At 42.5% G+C, this 16,456-nt stretch carries 14 protein-coding genes and 1 pseudogene; 8 read left to right on the top strand and 7 right to left on the bottom strand.

The window, feature by feature from the left end:
• Window positions 1-9: 9 nt before the first annotated feature.
• The 3 genes from ACE3JL_RS07950 to ACE3JL_RS07940 all read right to left on the bottom strand — a co-directional run bounded on the left by ACE3JL_RS07950 (window position 10) and on the right by ACE3JL_RS07940 (window position 2,983).
• Window positions 10-1,401: an MlaD family protein gene (locus tag ACE3JL_RS07950; protein WP_375329224.1), complete on the bottom strand. Its 1,392-nt coding sequence runs from the start codon at window positions 1,399-1,401 to the stop codon at window positions 10-12.
• Window positions 1,402-1,543: 142 nt separating this feature from the next.
• Window positions 1,544-2,323, bottom strand: a complete 780-nt coding sequence (locus ACE3JL_RS07945; RefSeq protein ID WP_375329223.1) for an ABC transporter ATP-binding protein — start codon at window positions 2,321-2,323, stop codon at window positions 1,544-1,546.
• Window positions 2,324-2,350: 27 nt separating this feature from the next.
• A complete protein-coding gene (locus tag ACE3JL_RS07940; protein WP_271989563.1) occupies window positions 2,351-2,983 on the bottom strand; it encodes a 2OG-Fe(II) oxygenase in 633 nt (210 codons plus the stop codon).
• A 252-nt stretch (window positions 2,984-3,235) separates the two neighbouring features.
• Here ACE3JL_RS07940 and ACE3JL_RS07935 point away from each other — a divergent pair.
• Window positions 3,236-3,490 (top strand): annotated as a pseudogene (locus ACE3JL_RS07935) (helix-turn-helix domain-containing protein); the annotation flags it as partial.
• A 498-nt stretch (window positions 3,491-3,988) separates the two neighbouring features.
• Here ACE3JL_RS07935 and ACE3JL_RS07930 read toward each other — a convergent pair.
• The 4 genes from ACE3JL_RS07930 to ACE3JL_RS07915 all read right to left on the bottom strand — a co-directional run bounded on the left by ACE3JL_RS07930 (window position 3,989) and on the right by ACE3JL_RS07915 (window position 8,532).
• Window positions 3,989-5,179, bottom strand: coding sequence for a hypothetical protein (locus ACE3JL_RS07930; protein WP_375329222.1), 1,191 nt, complete (start codon window positions 5,177-5,179; stop codon window positions 3,989-3,991).
• A gap of 236 nt (window positions 5,180-5,415) precedes the next feature.
• The gene (locus ACE3JL_RS07925; RefSeq protein WP_375329221.1) at window positions 5,416-6,630 is read right to left on the bottom strand and encodes an ISL3 family transposase; all 1,215 of its coding nucleotides are present in this window, start codon (window positions 6,628-6,630) and stop codon (window positions 5,416-5,418) included.
• A gap of 278 nt (window positions 6,631-6,908) precedes the next feature.
• Window positions 6,909-7,679, bottom strand: a complete 771-nt coding sequence (locus ACE3JL_RS07920) for a peptidoglycan-binding protein (RefSeq protein WP_375329220.1) — start codon at window positions 7,677-7,679, stop codon at window positions 6,909-6,911.
• Between the two features lie 64 nt (window positions 7,680-7,743).
• Window positions 7,744-8,532 (bottom strand): peptidoglycan-binding protein, encoded by a 789-nt coding sequence (locus ACE3JL_RS07915; RefSeq protein WP_375329219.1) that lies wholly within the window; start codon window positions 8,530-8,532, stop codon window positions 7,744-7,746.
• Between the two features lie 672 nt (window positions 8,533-9,204).
• On the opposite strand from ACE3JL_RS07915, the gene psbD reads away from it, so the two are divergent.
• From psbD to ACE3JL_RS07880, 7 genes are all read left to right on the top strand, one after another.
• Window positions 9,205-10,260, top strand: coding sequence for a photosystem II D2 protein (photosystem q(a) protein) (psbD, locus tag ACE3JL_RS07910; RefSeq protein ID WP_002737445.1), 1,056 nt, complete (start codon window positions 9,205-9,207; stop codon window positions 10,258-10,260).
• 146 nt (window positions 10,261-10,406) lie between these two features.
• Window positions 10,407-10,934 (top strand): DUF3011 domain-containing protein, encoded by a 528-nt coding sequence (locus tag ACE3JL_RS07905; RefSeq protein WP_271989769.1) that lies wholly within the window; start codon window positions 10,407-10,409, stop codon window positions 10,932-10,934.
• A 262-nt stretch (window positions 10,935-11,196) separates the two neighbouring features.
• Window positions 11,197-11,424 (top strand): hypothetical protein, encoded by a 228-nt coding sequence (locus ACE3JL_RS07900; protein ID WP_271989768.1) that lies wholly within the window; start codon window positions 11,197-11,199, stop codon window positions 11,422-11,424.
• A 369-nt stretch (window positions 11,425-11,793) separates the two neighbouring features.
• Window positions 11,794-14,649, top strand: a complete 2,856-nt coding sequence (locus tag ACE3JL_RS07895) for an ATP-binding protein (protein WP_375329218.1) — start codon at window positions 11,794-11,796, stop codon at window positions 14,647-14,649.
• Between the two features lie 108 nt (window positions 14,650-14,757).
• Window positions 14,758-15,135: a DUF4258 domain-containing protein gene (locus ACE3JL_RS07890; protein WP_271989765.1), complete on the top strand. Its 378-nt coding sequence runs from the start codon at window positions 14,758-14,760 to the stop codon at window positions 15,133-15,135.
• Window positions 15,132-15,341: a DUF2283 domain-containing protein gene (locus ACE3JL_RS07885; RefSeq protein ID WP_271989764.1), complete on the top strand. Its 210-nt coding sequence runs from the start codon at window positions 15,132-15,134 to the stop codon at window positions 15,339-15,341. The genes ACE3JL_RS07890 and ACE3JL_RS07885 overlap by 4 nt, the downstream gene beginning before the upstream one ends.
• 205 nt (window positions 15,342-15,546) lie before the next feature.
• Entirely contained in the window at window positions 15,547-16,449 is a 903-nt protein-coding gene (locus ACE3JL_RS07880; protein WP_375329217.1) for a hypothetical protein, read from the top strand.
• The last annotated feature ends 7 nt before the right edge of the window (window positions 16,450-16,456 follow it).

Below are 16,456 nucleotides of genomic sequence, written 5' to 3'. Positions count from 1 at the left end.
CAAACACATTTAATCATTTATTTCGGGGCTTTTTCTGGGTTTCTTAGGGTCTTTTTCTGGGGTATTAGGGGCGGGATTTGGGGCTATTGTCGCAATTTGGGCGGCCATTCTTGTCATTGCTTGACCTTGGGCGAATTCCTGCTGTAGTTGTTCGCTAGAAGAAACCAAACGACTTAAACCTTGAATTAAACGAATAATTTCCTGTCGCAGTTGCGGATTACCGGTAATTTCATCCACATCGGAGGTGATTTTCTGAAGATTGGCAAAAGCAGCGCGAGAGGAGTCGAGGAGTTGCTGTAGGGTGACAACAGTGGCAGGATCGGAGAGATAAGCAGTAAAGTTACCCAAATTTTCGCTTAATTTAACAGCATTTGCCGAAATAGTGTTTAAATTCTCAATAATTTGGCTTTTCTGCACTTGCGTCAGAATCGGATCCAAAGCAGCGAGAGTAGTTTGTAGGCGATCGCTGGTAGTTTTGATACTATCGAGAGTAGCAATTAAACGATTTTGATTAGCTGCCAAAAAAACCCGCAGTTCTTCCGTAGTTTGTCCCACCAAAAGCAGCGTTTTTCGGGCCTCTACTAGGGTAGCGTCTAAATTTTTCAGACCGCCACTTCCCTGTAAACTTCTCAGTAAAGTAGTCGCTTCCTGACTCAATCCCCCGACACCGGAAAGATCACTAGAAAGGCGATCGAGGGAACCGGATACTTGCGGTAAGGATTCTAGGGATCTCATCCCCGAATTAACTTTACCGAGAGTACCGCTGCGACGTACCTCGCTTAAAGCGGTGGTTGCCTCACCACTAAAGCGATCGAGTCCCCCCAAAGCATTAGCAGCGCGTTGGGTAAAGGAACGAAATCCGGCCACCATATCAGGATCACTAACTAGATTAGAAATTCTCAGTAAAGATCTGATCAAGGTATTGACATTTAGCGCCGATTGACCTTGTAAACGGGAACCGTTACAGATAATCACTTCCCCATTGCAGTTAGGACTCAAGGGGGGTTCTTTAACACCACCGACGGGTAAAGCTTGCAGGGGAGTAATATCGATCGTGGTTTCACCCACTAAACCAGATTGAATGGCTTCGATGAGGGAATTACTGGGAATTAGGCGATCTGCTGGCGAAATCTCCACTTCTACGGCGACTCCCTCCGGTTCTGGGGTAATTGCCGTCACTTGTCCGATTCTCACTCCCCGATAACCGACGCGGGTTCCCACCATCAGGCCACCCACATTGGGAAAAAGGAAGGTGGCTCGATAACTGCGTCCCCCGAAGCTAAAATTACTTAACCAGGCGATTAACCAGATTAATATTCCCCCCGATGCTAGTAACATTAAACCGATACCACTTTGCCGCAGAGTTGGGGAAATCCCCTGTTGTGAACCGCCAGCTTCCATAAATAATTACTCCTCATCTCTATACAGTATCTTACAGGAGAAATCGGGGGATTTCAGTTATCAGTGATCAGTTATCAGTGATCAGTAATCAGTGATCAGATGCGAGTTATCAGTTCACTGATTACTGTTTACTGTTTACTGATCACTGAATTGGTCCGTGGATACTGCCGGTAAAAAATTGCTTGAGTACGGGGATTTCGGAGTGATAAGCCTCTTGAGTCGGTCCAACCCATTGAAATTGACCTTTATAGAGAAAAACGATGCGATCGGTGGTATTTTCGATGGTGCTGTGGACGTGGGTGACAATGAGATGGGCCCCACAGGCTTTTTTTAGCTTGAGAAGTTCCATAATTACCGTCTGGATGCGGGTAGAAGCAACCGGATCCAGTCCAGCAGTGGGTTCATCGTAAAGGAGAATGTTCGGTCGATCGGCGGCGATCGAGGGATCGCTGATAATTGCTCTAGCTAAACTGACGCGTTTTCGCATCCCTCCGGATATTTCAGATGGATAGAGGTCGTAGGAACCAGCCATACCGACTAAATCTAGTTTTTCTTCCACTAAATCGCGGATTTCGGCTGGTTTTAGCTTTGAGTAGCGATAGAGAGCAAAACCGACATTTTCCCCGACGGTGAGGGAGTCAAAAAGAGCCGATTGTTGGAAAACTAGACCAACACCGAGGGGATCTTCCCCCTGTTCTACGGTTCTCTGGCGTTTTGTACCGTATATGTACACTTCTCCTCGATCGGGGGCCAGTAATCCGGCGACTAAGCGTAAAATGGTCGATTTTCCCGTCCCCGATGGACCGATCACGCCGATCGCTTCCCCTTCGTACACTTTCAGATCGACGTTATTTAAGATTACTTTCTTGCCGAAAGCTTTAGTTACTCCCCTTAATTCGACGATCGGTTCGCGCATCACCATCTAGAATATCTTTACAAAAATGCCCTTTTATTGTAGTGCAACGACCCGATCTTTCTTTTTTTTCTTTTCTGGTTTTATGGTTCGCGATTCTATCTGCATTTCGGGAATCTCTCGCAATTCTTCCGCATCTAAACGATATTGTTCGCAGACAAGACTGAGACGAATACCAGAACAGCTAACGGGATTAACTGAATGGGTGAGATCTCCTTGAAAGAGGATCAGGGTGTTAGCACAAGGACGAATCTGGGCCACGGAACGATTACGGTTTGCTAGTACCAGTTCCCCCCCTTGAATATCCCTAGGAACCTGCACATAAAGGACGCTAACTAGGAGCGGGGGATTGATCGTTTTACAATAGGAGCGCAGGGAGCGATCAATATGGGGATCAACTCGTGAACCGGTTTGTAGGAGTAAGGGGTTAAGATAAAAAGCGTTGCAGTCAGCTTGTAAACTGCGATCAAGATAGGGTTTAAAATAGGGAAAAATTCGTTCGACTTCGCTGATTTGTGTGCGTCGAAAAGCGATGGAAAAGCCTTTGGTTTTAACGAAATCTCGATTTAAATTGTTAACTGTGAAGTGGGGACAAGCGAGAATCTGCCCTTGTAGTTCGCTCAGATAACTGGGAGTGAAAGCGTCGGGATATTGGGAATAGTAAGACACGGATAGAATCAGAACAGGAGGGCAATCTTTAGGATACATTTTTAGTCAAACACAAAATCAGAGTTTTTGCCGCTCCCTAATACAGGTTTATTCAGAATCAGCTTTTGTAACTTGTAGTCCGTAGATTAATAGCAGCAATTCAAAAATGAAACTTATCAACCCCAAGAGTTGATAAAGAGAGGCTCATCAGGTAATGTCTGATCATCAACAAAAACAAATCAGACCCAAAAACGAAGCCCCCAACATCTTAACATAGAACAAAGAAACTTGCTCTACCAACTTAGTCAAGAGGGAAATTTATCTCAACGGCAAATGCCCCTCTAGCTCGGATGTCATCAAAGCACGATATCACGAGAATTAAGAAGGAATCAAAGTTCCCTCGGCTCCTATCTACCTGACACAGCACAAGCTGAAAGCGAGACGCACACCAAAAATGCCAAACAACTCTTTAAAAATGTCAGCGAGTCGGCCTTAAAGTTGGTGAAAAAGGGATTGAAAGATTATCATAAGACCTCTTGCAAAAGTCTTAAGTCGATCCTTGTACAGCAACATTTTTGAAGATTATCAACTACTAATAAATAATTAACTGAAAGTCCCTCCCATTATTGTTTCTATCGTTTGTTTTCGGATTTATGCAAGAGGTCTGCAAGAGGTCTAATGTCTGTCTCTATAAGGGTTTCATTCCTTATAACCCCGTCCATCGCATAAGACAAACCGAAGAACCCTTTTTCTACAACAGCAGTAAATGTGTTCATAACCGATACCTATTTCTAGGCTGACCAGAATACAAAATAATCATGACATGAATAGATAAGGAGATCGCTGGCAAATCTTGGTGCGTTCCCAAGAATTTATTGGCGGAGTAATTAGGAGTTGTCGTGGGGAACGCAGCTTACAAGATCGGCGATCGCTAACGGAAGATTTTTGATTTTTGCAAGAGGTCTATAGTATCAGTCCGTTGCAGCGACGTGTTAGTATCGCTCTCTGGCGATCGCACTTTTGCCATTAAGTGATTGCTGGCTGAAATTGGGGATCTTTTTGAGGAATCTTTGGTATCAGTTTACTAAATTCAATGGTAGACTCACCGCCAAAAGTTCCTTTCTGACCGTAAAATGACCTTAGCATCTCTGCAACAATACGCGCTTTGGCAATATACTTTCCATAACTTTCAGGTTGAATATTAGGGTATTGAGAAATTAAGTCTGTTTCTTCTGTCCGTAATTCATCAATTTTTTGGTTGAGTTCTTCGTAAGAATTTGGATCTGTAACTTTCCCTCCTAGATAGACAACGTTGCTCAGTCCAAGAATAGAAAGAAAGTTTGGCGGTAAAGTAAATGTCGCCAGATCTGAACCAGTACCGAAAACACCTAAAAATAAGCTAGCAGCTACCAACAAGCTAAAACCTGCTAGTTGAAAGCTGTAAACATCAAATGAACCACCGCTTTTGATTAGGTCGCTCCATTTTGCATCTTCTAATTCTGGTTTTTTCTCGTAACCTTTTTCACCAATGGTCAGCCATTCATGATTTCGCAACCAGGCCCAATTAGAGAATGTCAGTCGTTTGTTTCCCAATGCTACAACCTTGGAACCAGTTGTGCCAACAGCGCTGATACCTAGTAGTAAAAGAATATCATTTGATAGCCCACTCAGTTCTTTCTCATTGGACAGAGTGTATAGAAGTCGAAATAGCACCACTAAAGTGAAACCAAAAATTTGAAAATTAGAAAGACTAGCTTTACCAAGGTGTCCTGCTGTCAAAGCTACGGGCTTAATCCATAATTTAGGAAAATTATATTTGTTATCCCAGCTTACCCACCAGACAGTAATTGTATAGAAACCCAAAACACCCCCTAATGCTATTACCAACGCCTGGCCAGAGAACTTCGCAGGAGTCCCAGGTTCAGTTTTAGAAGAAGATGTTGCAGCAGGAGTCGGAGAGGGGGTTTGAGGGGAAGATGTTGCAGCAGGAGTCGGAGAGGGGGTTTGAGGGGAAGATGTTGCAGCAGGAGTCGGGGAGGGGGTTTGAGGGGAAGATGTTGCAGCAGGAGTCGGGGAGGGGATTTGAGGGGAAGATGTTGCAGCAGGAGTCGGGGAGGGGGTTTGAGCTAAGACGTTGGTAACTAATCCATAGGCAAAAGTCACAAAAACAGTAGTTAGTAATGCAGTAAGCATCCATTTAACAATTGATCTTTTCATTTTCATTTACCTCTTTTTTGGGGATAAAACTGGATCGATGTATGGAGTTTTAAGTTTAATTGTGGCTTTTACCTCCTTTTACAAAAATAGTGGATGATGACATAACGGGGAACTGTTCTTTTAAGAGGAAACTCCCAGTTTTGGCGGTCTCGCTCCCCATTCGGCTGTGGTAATGACTTTGGCGGTAAATGGCATAATTAGAAAAAATCTGGCTCTTCGTTACCCTTTATGCTAAATCAACAGACAAGATGCCAAGATAACATACTTCTAACCCAAAAATTCCGAAAGTTTCTAAAGCCATAGGCTCTCCGTTTTATTAGTTTAAGTTTATTGTTGATTCCCTCGACCACCCCATTTGTTGTCCTTTGCTCGAAATAACTAATTATTTCTCCAAACCAGTTTCGGATTGTTTGACAACTCTTAGTAAAAACACTGGAGGATTTTGCCAACCATTCCGAGATGGATAGCATTCCCTCTGTCGGATTCTCTGAGGTTTCATAAATCTTTCTAAATTCTTCCTTTAATTCCTGCATCTTTTTCAAATTTGGAAAATTTTCTTTGATAGCTTCTAGTTTAATTTTTTGGGTTTCCGTTAAATCTTTTTCATTTTTTAACAAGCTATATTTACTTCGCTTTAAAACTTCTAGCTTCGCTTCTTTTTTCGCTTTCTGTTTTTTATTTTTCTGCGCTTCTACGGCTCTTTTTTCTGCTTTTCTTTGTTCGTCTAACTCTTGATTAATTTGTTTCATTACATGGAATCTATCGGCGACTACCTCGGCCGATGGCATCAATTCTTTCACCAAATTTTTATAGGGCAACCAAAGGTCTATGCTGACTTCTTCAATTTGCTCTAATACCTCTTTTCCCCACCCTGTAAGCGTTTCCCTCAATTCTTCTTGTGTTCGCTTCTCTAGAATAGCTATTAGTTTTCCCGTATCTAAATTTACTAAAACCGCACAGTAATTTTTTTGTCCTTTGACTAGAGCGATTTCATCAATTCCTAGTCTTTTTAATTTCGATAGGTCTGTCTCTGTAATTTCTTCAGCTATGTCCTCTATCATTCTTTGAATCTCTTCTTCCGTTACGTCATTTCTTCGGCTAACATTTAAAATATCTCCTGATTTTAATTGTTCGAGTATATTCTCGGCTAGTCTTTTCGTATAGGTTCGTTTCTTGCCGACAAAATCTAACTCTTCGCTAAAGGGTTTCTGACAATTACCGCACTTAAATTGACGACGATTAACTTGTAGGTACACTGGTTGACCTGAGAGCGGTAAATCTTTGACTAAATGTCGATGATTTTGGTGGAGTTTATCGCTCTCTAACCCACAACGAGGACAGACTGCTTTTTTATTTTTCGATTCGATTTGGAAAACTATACCGATATTTTCTAGGTGTAGATAGCCTTGAATAGAGGTTCCTTCTAGGTTCAAAAATTTGTCAAGTATCATAAGTAAAATACTCTGGTTTTTGGCTATTATATCAAATTTTAACTCGATTGTCTATCTTTTTGTATTAACCAGTTTGTGCCTTAAACCTTTTCCTGTATGGGTTTCAGCTATTTTTGGGCGTAGGCTCTCTCATCGAATTTTATTTTAAGTTAATTATTTGCATAACAGTTACCGAAGAGCCAAAAATCTCAGCAATAAAATTGTTTAAATCTTTGAACTAAAGTATAGAGTTGTTGCCAATAATTTAGCTCATGCAACAACTCTACTTACTTTTTTAGTCAACTCCAACCATGTAACTGGAACCATCCGGCTCGACTGAGAGTATCTTTGCCATAATTCCGGTTAGCAGTGAAGAAATCAACATCTCCGCGATCGCCCAAAGCTCTTAGTGCATTTCCAGGTCCAGAATTGTATGCAGCTAAAGCGGCACGGATAAGCTCTTTGCCTTGCAAATTAGTCTTGCGTTGCATAAAAGCTCGGTTGTCAGCAAGAACTTTACAGCCAAGGAGAATGTTCTCTCTGGGATCTTTCCACTTACCAGTAGAGGTAAACTGAGGAAAAGCACGGTCATCAATTTGCATCAGTCCCCGGCCGTGACCAAAATCTCCTGTACCAGAGGGACCGGGTGGATTTAAGAGTAATCCCCAGTGAGATTCTCGCGAACCAATGCCCGCAATCACAGCAATGGGAAAGCCGTGTTTGTTAGCTCCTTCTTCAATAAAAGCTCTGAACTGTTGAGCGGCTTCTAATTGTCTGAGCATGGAAGCATCATTACGAGCAATCGTCGTGGCAAACACAAGTTCAAGATTGGGAGGTTGCTCGTCCGATAAGGCTGCCCAAGTCAGCGGACCGACAATTCCATCATCATCCAAACCACGAGAGCGTTGAAATTGTTTGACAGCTATTTCGGTTGCCTGTCCAAAGAAGCCATCAATAACGACAGCAATTCCTTTGGCATTGAGCAGTTCTTGCAGTTCCATCACTTCGTCTCGAAGTTGAGGAGAAGTGTGGTCAAATCCGTCAAATAAACGTAAGGTTGGACCGATCATTGTGCAAATTCTCCTTGCATTTTGTTTTTTGCTAGTTTTCAGGATTATTGAAGTCAGTTTGCCTTTAGGAAGATGAGAGTCCCAACGCCGCAAGCGTGGCAGGTCCAACGATGCCATCAACCGGTTGCAATTGTTTCTGTTGTTGAAATGCTTTAACTGCTTCTTCTGTCTTTGGACCAAAGAAACCATCAACTGTTAACTGGAAGCCATTGCGGACTAATGCTTGCTGAACTTGGCGCACGTCATCTCCTTCCAAAAGTGGGCGCGTGAGTTGCAATAAGCGATCTCCTAGTTCAACGCTACCCCCACTACCAATCGGTGTGTCCAGAGTCGGACCATTAGCAAAGCCATTAGCAGGAGATTTACCGAGACGAGCGGCGGTATTTGGACCCCACTGCCCATCCTCTGCAATCCTGTCATTGGGATTGTTTTGATTCCACAGTTGCTGGAACGCCAGGATAGCAGTTGAGCGGATGTCACGAACCCCAGCACCTTTAAAGTCAAAATGAACCGGATCTGATGGACCTAGCCACTTCCAGCCCTGAGCTTCTAGGAAAGGTCGCCAGCCTGCATGATCTTCAATATCGAGAGCTAATCCACTTTGATGGTTGCTCTTTCCTGGCTCAGCAGCGATAGGAATGCCACATCGATTCGCCTGAGCTTGTTGAAAAAGAAGTAGTTGTTGGGCAATAGTCCGATAAGCGGAGTTGACAATCAGAGTCTGGCCTCGATTGGCAACTGCCCGATCTAGGGCGCGTTTAGCCGCTGGTTGTAAGAATGGCCAAACTGCTTGTCCAAGCCTGATCCTGGGCGAAGAAAAATCAACTAAAGCACCTGAGACAAGTCGATTCATTTGAGCAATGAGTTGCCGATCTAGTCCCCTAACCACTGTCGTGGAACAGCTTGTAGTCCCAGCTTGCGTTACTGTCACCATAAATTTCTTCCTTAGCGAGGGATTCTTAGTTCAACAAGTCCACTTAAGCTAAGGGACTTGCGCTGGGATATCATTCCTACGCAAGTCCCTAAACACCTGGCGATGTTTAGCTTAAATGGTGGTTCTTTTATCCTACTATCCCACTTCCATCGGTCTAACACTCCTTAATAAGACTTAATAGCGCACTGCGGGGTTTAATCACCTCAATTTGGGGATAATTGCCGCACAGAGGGGTCTAGCATCCCACTAAGGACGTGAAGACGACAATACCAAGCAATTGAGGTGGCACATCTCCCCAAATCCCCCCGCAACGCGCACGAAGTGGTCTCCCCCCGCAACGGCAGTTCGACAAGCTCACCGTCCGCTCGACTGAGCTTCGCCGAACGTCGCGCAAGAAGTGGTCTCCCCGAAAAATTTTAGATTTTTTTAAGATCGACCTAAAAAATCTTGGCCATTTTTCCCAATATGGTGTAAGTTAAGAAAAGTAAAGATTTCTCACAATTCTTCTACACATCTGCTGGCCTGCTCGGATAGATGGAGAAGAGAGCGCAGAATCTTAGCAATAATATACATTTTTCGGAGAAAACCCCTATGACCATTGCTGTCGGACGCGCCCCAGAAAGAGGGCTGTTTGATGCTCTCGATGACTGGCTCAAAAGAGACCGTTTCGTCTTCATCGGTTGGTCTGGTTTACTACTCTTCCCCTGCGCCTTCATGGCCCTAGGTGGATGGTTAACCGGCACCACCTTCGTCACCTCCTGGTACACCCACGGGTTAGCCAGTTCCTACCTGGAAGGCGGCAACTTCCTGACTGTAGCCGTCTCCACCCCCGCCGATGCCTTCGGTCACTCCATCCTCTTTCTCTGGGGACCGGAAGCCCAAGGTAACTTCACCCGTTGGTGTCAAATCGGCGGTTTATGGCCCTTTGTCGCCCTCCACGGTGCTTTCGGCTTGATTGGCTTCATGCTACGTCAGTTTGAAATCGCCCGTTTAGTCGGCATTCGTCCCTACAACGCCCTCGCCTTCTCTGGCCCGATTGCGGTGTTCGTCAGTGTCTTTCTGATGTACCCCCTCGGTCAGTCTAGCTGGTTCTTTGCCCCTAGCTTCGGCGTGGCTGGTATCTTCCGTTTCATTCTCTTCTTCCAAGGCTTCCACAACTGGACTCTTAACCCCTTCCACATGATGGGTGTAGCTGGTATCCTCGGTGGTGCGCTTCTCTGTGCTATTCACGGAGCGACGGTAGAAAATACCCTGTTTGAAGACGGTGAAGGTTCCAACACTTTCCGAGCTTTTGAACCCACCCAAGCGGAAGAAACCTACTCCATGGTGACTGCGAACCGTTTCTGGTCGCAAATCTTCGGCATCGCTTTCTCTAACAAACGTTGGTTACACTTCTTCATGCTCTTTGTCCCCGTGACTGGTTTATGGATGAGTGCTGTGGGTGTGGTTGGATTAGCTCTTAATCTACGGGCCTATGACTTCGTTTCTCAGGAATTGAGAGCGGCCGAAGACCCGGAATTTGAAACCTTCTACACTAAAAATATTCTGCTTAACGAAGGTCTGAGAGCTTGGATGGCTCCCCAAGACCAACCCCACGAAAACTTTATCTTCCCTGAAGAAGTATTACCTCGCGGTAACGCTCTCTAAAGATGGCAAGAAAATTTACCGAATAGGGGGAAGGGTGAAGTTAAATCACCCTTCTTTTTTGTTGATTAACGCACCTCAAGCAACTACTACTCATTTTCTTGATACCCCTGTAAGATAAACTAGAGAATTTCTTGGAGATAGAGACAATGTTTCGCCAAATTTTATTATCTAGTCTCAGTTTGTTGCTAATTTATCCCCTAGGGAGCGAGCCAGCAGCGGCCAGAACCACGAGAGTTAATTGTGAAAGTCAAAGCGGCCGCACTACTCGCTGTCCTGTGAACGCTAGATGGGCCCAAGTCAGATTAATCCGTACTCGCTCCGCTGCTCCCTGTGAGGGTAATTGGGATTTCGAAAACGGCAATATTGTGGTGAGAAATGGTTGTCGGGGCGAGTTTGAGGTACGCACCGACGACCATCACGGTAATTCTGGTGGCGGTTGGGACGGTAATGTTTATGAAGAATTTCGCCTCCCCAATATCGGTCGTTTTGTCGTTGATCGCCGCAGTTATTATGATAGTGGCAGAATTAGAGAATTTGATGCGATCGTTAATGGCAGTCGCGAGCGTTGGTGGGCCAATTGTCGTGGTGGCGAACTCGGCAGCGGTAGTCGTCGTATCCGCTCATCCCGAGAAATCGATCGAGTAGTGGACTTTGTTTGTGAGGATCGGGGTTAAATATAGAAACCAAAACCCTATCTAAAACCTTTTGAAGTTACTTATTTATATAGCCAGATAGCTAAAATGAGTAACTTTGGCGACTGATAGATTTTAAGAACGTTATCAGGTAAGCTAAGATGCACTTTAACCGTCTATCCTTAGATTACCTGAATCTCTCCCAATCTCTTGACTTGCCTCGAACAATGGCTTGAGAAAACTAAAATCCTTAAGATAGCTGCTGTAAGAAACCCGTTTTCTTGAGTAGATTGGAGGAAAATATATGGAGCCAGCAAACACCTTAGATGCTCTAATGCTCAAAACCATCATCAAGGAAAGCGTCCGCGAAGTTATGCGGGAAGAGTGGTTTAAATTCTTCGAGATGCTGATTCCCTATGTTGATGATATAGAACAAGCTGACATAGAAGTAACCTTTAATCCTGTTGATTACAAAGACGACAGCTTCCTTGATATTACAGGCTGGTTTAATCGTGAAGATCAGGATCAGTAGATCAGCCAATAAATTTTTGGAGAAACTAGATGCCAATAGCCGAAAATCTGTTTTAACTAAAATTGGCGAGCATTATTCTATTTTTAATATATTTCGTGGTTAGTGCGTTCCAGGTTCGTTGTCGAGGCTTTAGTCCAATTTTCATCTATAATTAGGCATTATTCTATTTTTAATAGCTCTCGTAGTTGGTGCGTTACGACGGATTGTTAGCCCTAAGTAAAAGCCAAGATTGTCGCTGTCTAACGCCCCCTACATTTTATTGCAGTGTCGGCCGACAAGCAAAGTTCAGGTTATAATATTGGTTAATCCATTTAGGTTTCAGGCTTTCGCCTTTAAAATTGGACGGGAACGAATCGCCACTAAACCATCATGTTATCAACAGATTCTTATTCAAATATACTCTACCTAAACCCCAAACAAGATACTGCTAAAGGATTTTTGTTTGGATTGCAAATTCTCTTTTTACCTGATTTCCTCCTCGATCATACTCTATTAGGAAAAGAACCACCGGAACGCATCCAGGAATATTGTCGTCGCTGGACACAATTTGTCTCTGGGTTGTGGCGCAGCAGTGGTGATGTGACTTATGCTCTTAGATTTGATCTCAATCAGACTCATAAACGTATTGATAGTTATATTTTAGGGCGGTTACGCACTCCTAAAAGTTCCCAAGGAGAAAATCAAGCGAATATTCTGCTTACAGATTTAAGGAGAATGTTAGCATCTTTTGGTTTTGAGCCAGAAGTCCTGAATCAAGCACAATTACAAGAGTTGTCAGAGAATTATAATTACAACTATTGTTTTGAAGTTTGCCAGGAAGAAGTTAAAACTCCTATCAGACAAGATACTCCGATTACGGGTAATCCTCAAAATTCTGCTACTGAGGCGGAATTTTCGATTCCCAAAGAGTTGATTTATTCTGAGCAAGAAAAACAACTTTACGGGATTCGTCCTTGGTGGGGCGCGGGAGGAACATTTCTTGTTCCTTTTAATGCGATTGCATCACAAAATTTACCGATGAGTATCTGTATCCTCCTCAGTCCAACTCAACTTAAACCTGAAGAAAAAAACTTAATTGCTGATATTGCCAGACAAGCGGAAAGTTTAGCCCAAATGCAAACTAGAGGGACAAATTTTGGCAATGCTCAAGTTAACCCTTCCCAAAGTAAAACTGATCCTCAGTTGCGTTGGGAGTCGAGGCTATATGCGGCAAATTTACGCCGACTTACTCATCCTTTTTTGGCGACAATTTTTTGCTTTTCCCATGATGAAAGTGTCGCTCAACAAGTTGCTTCAGCGTTAGCAAGTACCTTGCGGGAAGAACAAGCTTATGAGTCCCCATTAGGAGAAACAGAACCTATCCCATCGGGAGCAAAAGTGATTCCCTATCCCAATTGTTCCTACCTACAAGCTGTCTGTAAATTACTCGATTTTAGCCCTCTTATCCTCAATTTACACAGTAAAAATGCGCCTCATGATTCTCTGCGAAGATTGCGCTATTTGATGGATGGCCGAGGTGCTGCTTCGGCGTTTCGGTTTCCGGTTTCGGTGGAAGGGGGAGTACCAGGAATTCCGGTTAAACAGCGTCCCCCAGATTTCCATCCAGGACCGCGCAATGAGGAAATTCCTCCTGATAATATTGATTTGGGGCGTTTTCATGTGGGAGGTAGGGCCACTCTCTCGAAAAATGCCTTTACTAAACACGCGCTAATTACGGGGTTTACCGGAAGTGGAAAAAGTAACACTTGTTTGTATTTATTGGATCAATTTTGGCGCAAGTTTCAGATTCCTTTTTTAGTGATTGAATCAGCAAAGAAAGAATATCGAGGTTTACGCAAAGTAGATATTTTCAAGAATCAATTGAGAATTTATACATTAGGAGATGAAACTGTTTCGCCGTTGCGATTTAATCCATTTCAATTAATGCCAGGTGTTAGGGTGGAAGCACATATTGCTAAACTACAAACCTGTTTTGAGGGAGCGTTACCCCATGTGGGTCCTTTACCTTCTGTCATTGCGGAAGGATTGGAGGTTATCTATCAACAAAAAGGCTGGAAATTAACTGATAAAGGGAGAAATACTGAAGCAGAACCTCGTCAGTTTCCGACGATGCAGGATTTTTATCTTGCTGTAGAAAAGGTGTTAAAAGAAAGGGGGTATCAAGGAGAGGTTAAAAGTAATCTAGAAGCATCGATTAAGGGGAGAATCAAACCATTACTGATGGGAAGTAAGGGGTTAATGTTTAGTCGTCCTATTTCTCAGCCAAGTGCTGAGGAGTTATTTGGTCATCCAGTTATTTTAGAACTTAATGATCTCAATGAGCAAGATAAGTCTTTGTTGGTGATGTTCTTTTTAACTATGTTACGAGAATATCGAGAATTAAATCCTAGTAAGGAATTAACCCATATTACTTTAGTAGAAGAAGCACACAATGTTCTAGAAAATGTGGCTTCTAAGGGGAGTGAAGAGGGAGGGACATCGGATGTCAAAGCTAAAGCAGTACAATCATTTTGTAATATGTTAGCAGAGGTCAGAGCTTATGGAGAAGGGTTAATTATTGCTGATCAAAGTCCCGAAAAATTAGCGCGAGATGCGATGCGAAATACTAATGTACAAATTGCTCATCAGTTGCGGGATACTCATGATCGAGAGGCGATCGCCAATGCTATGATTATGAGTGAGGAGCAGCGGGATTTTCTCGGAAAATGCGAGACAGGGAGGGCAGCAATATTTTATACTGGACTACAGAAGGCGACTTTTATTGATGTCCCAGTGTATAAAGATCCTGTACCACCGACTTATGAGGGTAAGTCTTCGATAGAGAATCGTTATCGAGGATTTGATGAGAATTTTAGTCCGCAGCAGTCTGATGAAGAAGTGCGGAGTTATATGAGTCAGTTTAGTGTAGGGAAGGAATCGAGTATTAATTGTTCTTTGTGTACAGATCGCTGTGAGTATCGGGATGATATTATTAAGTTAGTGGAGGAAACCAAGGATGAGTTTAAAGAGGCTTGGGAAAAGTTCAGAAAGGCTCAATCTAAGACTGATGCTATGAAAAATCTTGCTAGACTTGTTTTAACTGTAACTAATGTTCGGGAGGAGAATTATTTGGATAAGGCTTGGTGTTATACCCAAGAAGTAGCATACCGATGTGGAATCAATGCTCTTAATCAAAGTCGTAAAAATAGTTTTATCAAGTCTTTTAAAGAGGTAATTTATTTATGAAGAATAGAGAAGCATAAATTAATCACAATTCTGCCTTACAGGTTTTATCAGAAGAAGAACAACAACAAGCATATCAGAGATGTTTGATTCACGAGGAAGTAACAGCCTATGAGCATTATAGAAAGTCAAGATGCTTCGGAAAATCCAGAAGACTTAACGGAAATACAACAAAATGATGATGAAGCTTTAGCACAATGGGAACAAGAACAATCTCAACTAGAAGAAACCGAATATATATTGAAAGACCATGTTTTACAAGAAATGGAAAAACGGGATATTCCCCCAGAATTAGTAAAATCGGTACTCAACAATCCAGAACAGATAGTATCGGGTTATAATAATCGAAAGGTTTATCAATCTCGCCTAGACTTTGGAGACGGTAAAGAATACCTTTTACGACTTATTGTTGAGAGCGATCGAGAACCAATAGAAGTGATTACAGCCTACCGAACCAGTAAAATTAATAAGTATTGGGGAAAGCCATGAAAATTATTTATGATCCAGAAGTAGATATCATGAACATTATCTTTTGTGAAACTACAATCGCAGAAAGTGATGAAGACGAAAACGGCATGATTTTTGACTATAATGATGAGGGGAAAATAGTGGGTATTGAAATTCTTGATGCTTCTCAACGAGTTGATAATCCTCAAGCTATCAGTTACGTTATCCAATCATCTAAACCTTCCTAAATTAGGTTCTTCCAAACTTACAATGTAGAAAATTCCCCAAGCTCCTTCTCTGTCCAGCAATGCTCTAAAGTTGATAAATATCAATTTAACAAAAACTCAAAGCCTTACTATACAAACTTTACAAGCATGAGTTGTTAATAGTTTTACATGACAGGTTCGGTAGAGCCCTAAATTATTAATTTATTAACCAAAATTTAAAAATTATATGAATATCGAAAGCAGATCGACAACAGAAAGTCAAGAGTCTTCTGAAAGTTTAGAAAATTCAGCAGAAATAGAACAAACTGATGAGAAGGCTTTAGCACAATTAGAATCAGAACAATCTGAGACTCCCGAAAATGAATCAACTGATGAGAAGGCTTTAGCACAATTGGAATCAGAACAATCTGAGACTCCTGAAAATGAGCCAACGGATGACGAGTCTGTGGCACAATTAGAATCAGAACAATCTGAGACTCCCGAAAATGAATCAACAGATGAAGAGTCTATGGCACAATTAGAATCAGAACAATCTGAGACTCCCGAAAATGAATCAACAGATGAGGAGGCTGTGGCACAATTAGAATCAGAACAATCTGAGACTCCCGAAAATGAATCAACAGATGAGGAGGCTGTGGCACAATTAGAATCAGAACAATCTGAGACTCCCGAAAATGAATCAACAGATGAGGAGTCTGTGGCACAATTGGAATCAGAACAATCTGAGACTCCCGAAAATGAATCAACAGATGAGGAGTCTGTGGCACAATCGGAATCAGAACAATCTGAGACTCCCGAAAATGAGCCAACTGATGAGGAGAAGGAAGACGGAGACGAAGATAAAGGAAAGGAAGAAGGAGACAAAGATAAAAGCACTAAAAAAGGAGGTACTGATAGAGGTGGTTTACCAGGAGATTTTTCACCATCGCCAGGTTCTAAAATTGAAGATTCTGATGAGGGAGATTCTAAACCATCAAAGTCTGAAGTAACTGATGAAGAAGCTACTGATGATGCCAATAATGATAATCCAGAAGATGATGCTAATAATGATGATTTAGAAGATTATAAACCATCAACACCAGAATCATCAACAAGAAGAAAATACCAAAATGATTATTCTCCTACCTAAATAAAGA

It is taken from the genome of Microcystis sp. BLCC-F210 (genome assembly GCF_042134685.1).
GTDB classification, from domain to species: Bacteria; Cyanobacteriota; Cyanobacteriia; order Cyanobacteriales; family Microcystaceae; genus Microcystis; species Microcystis aeruginosa_D.
This window is presented reverse-complemented; position numbering and strand designations above follow the sequence as displayed.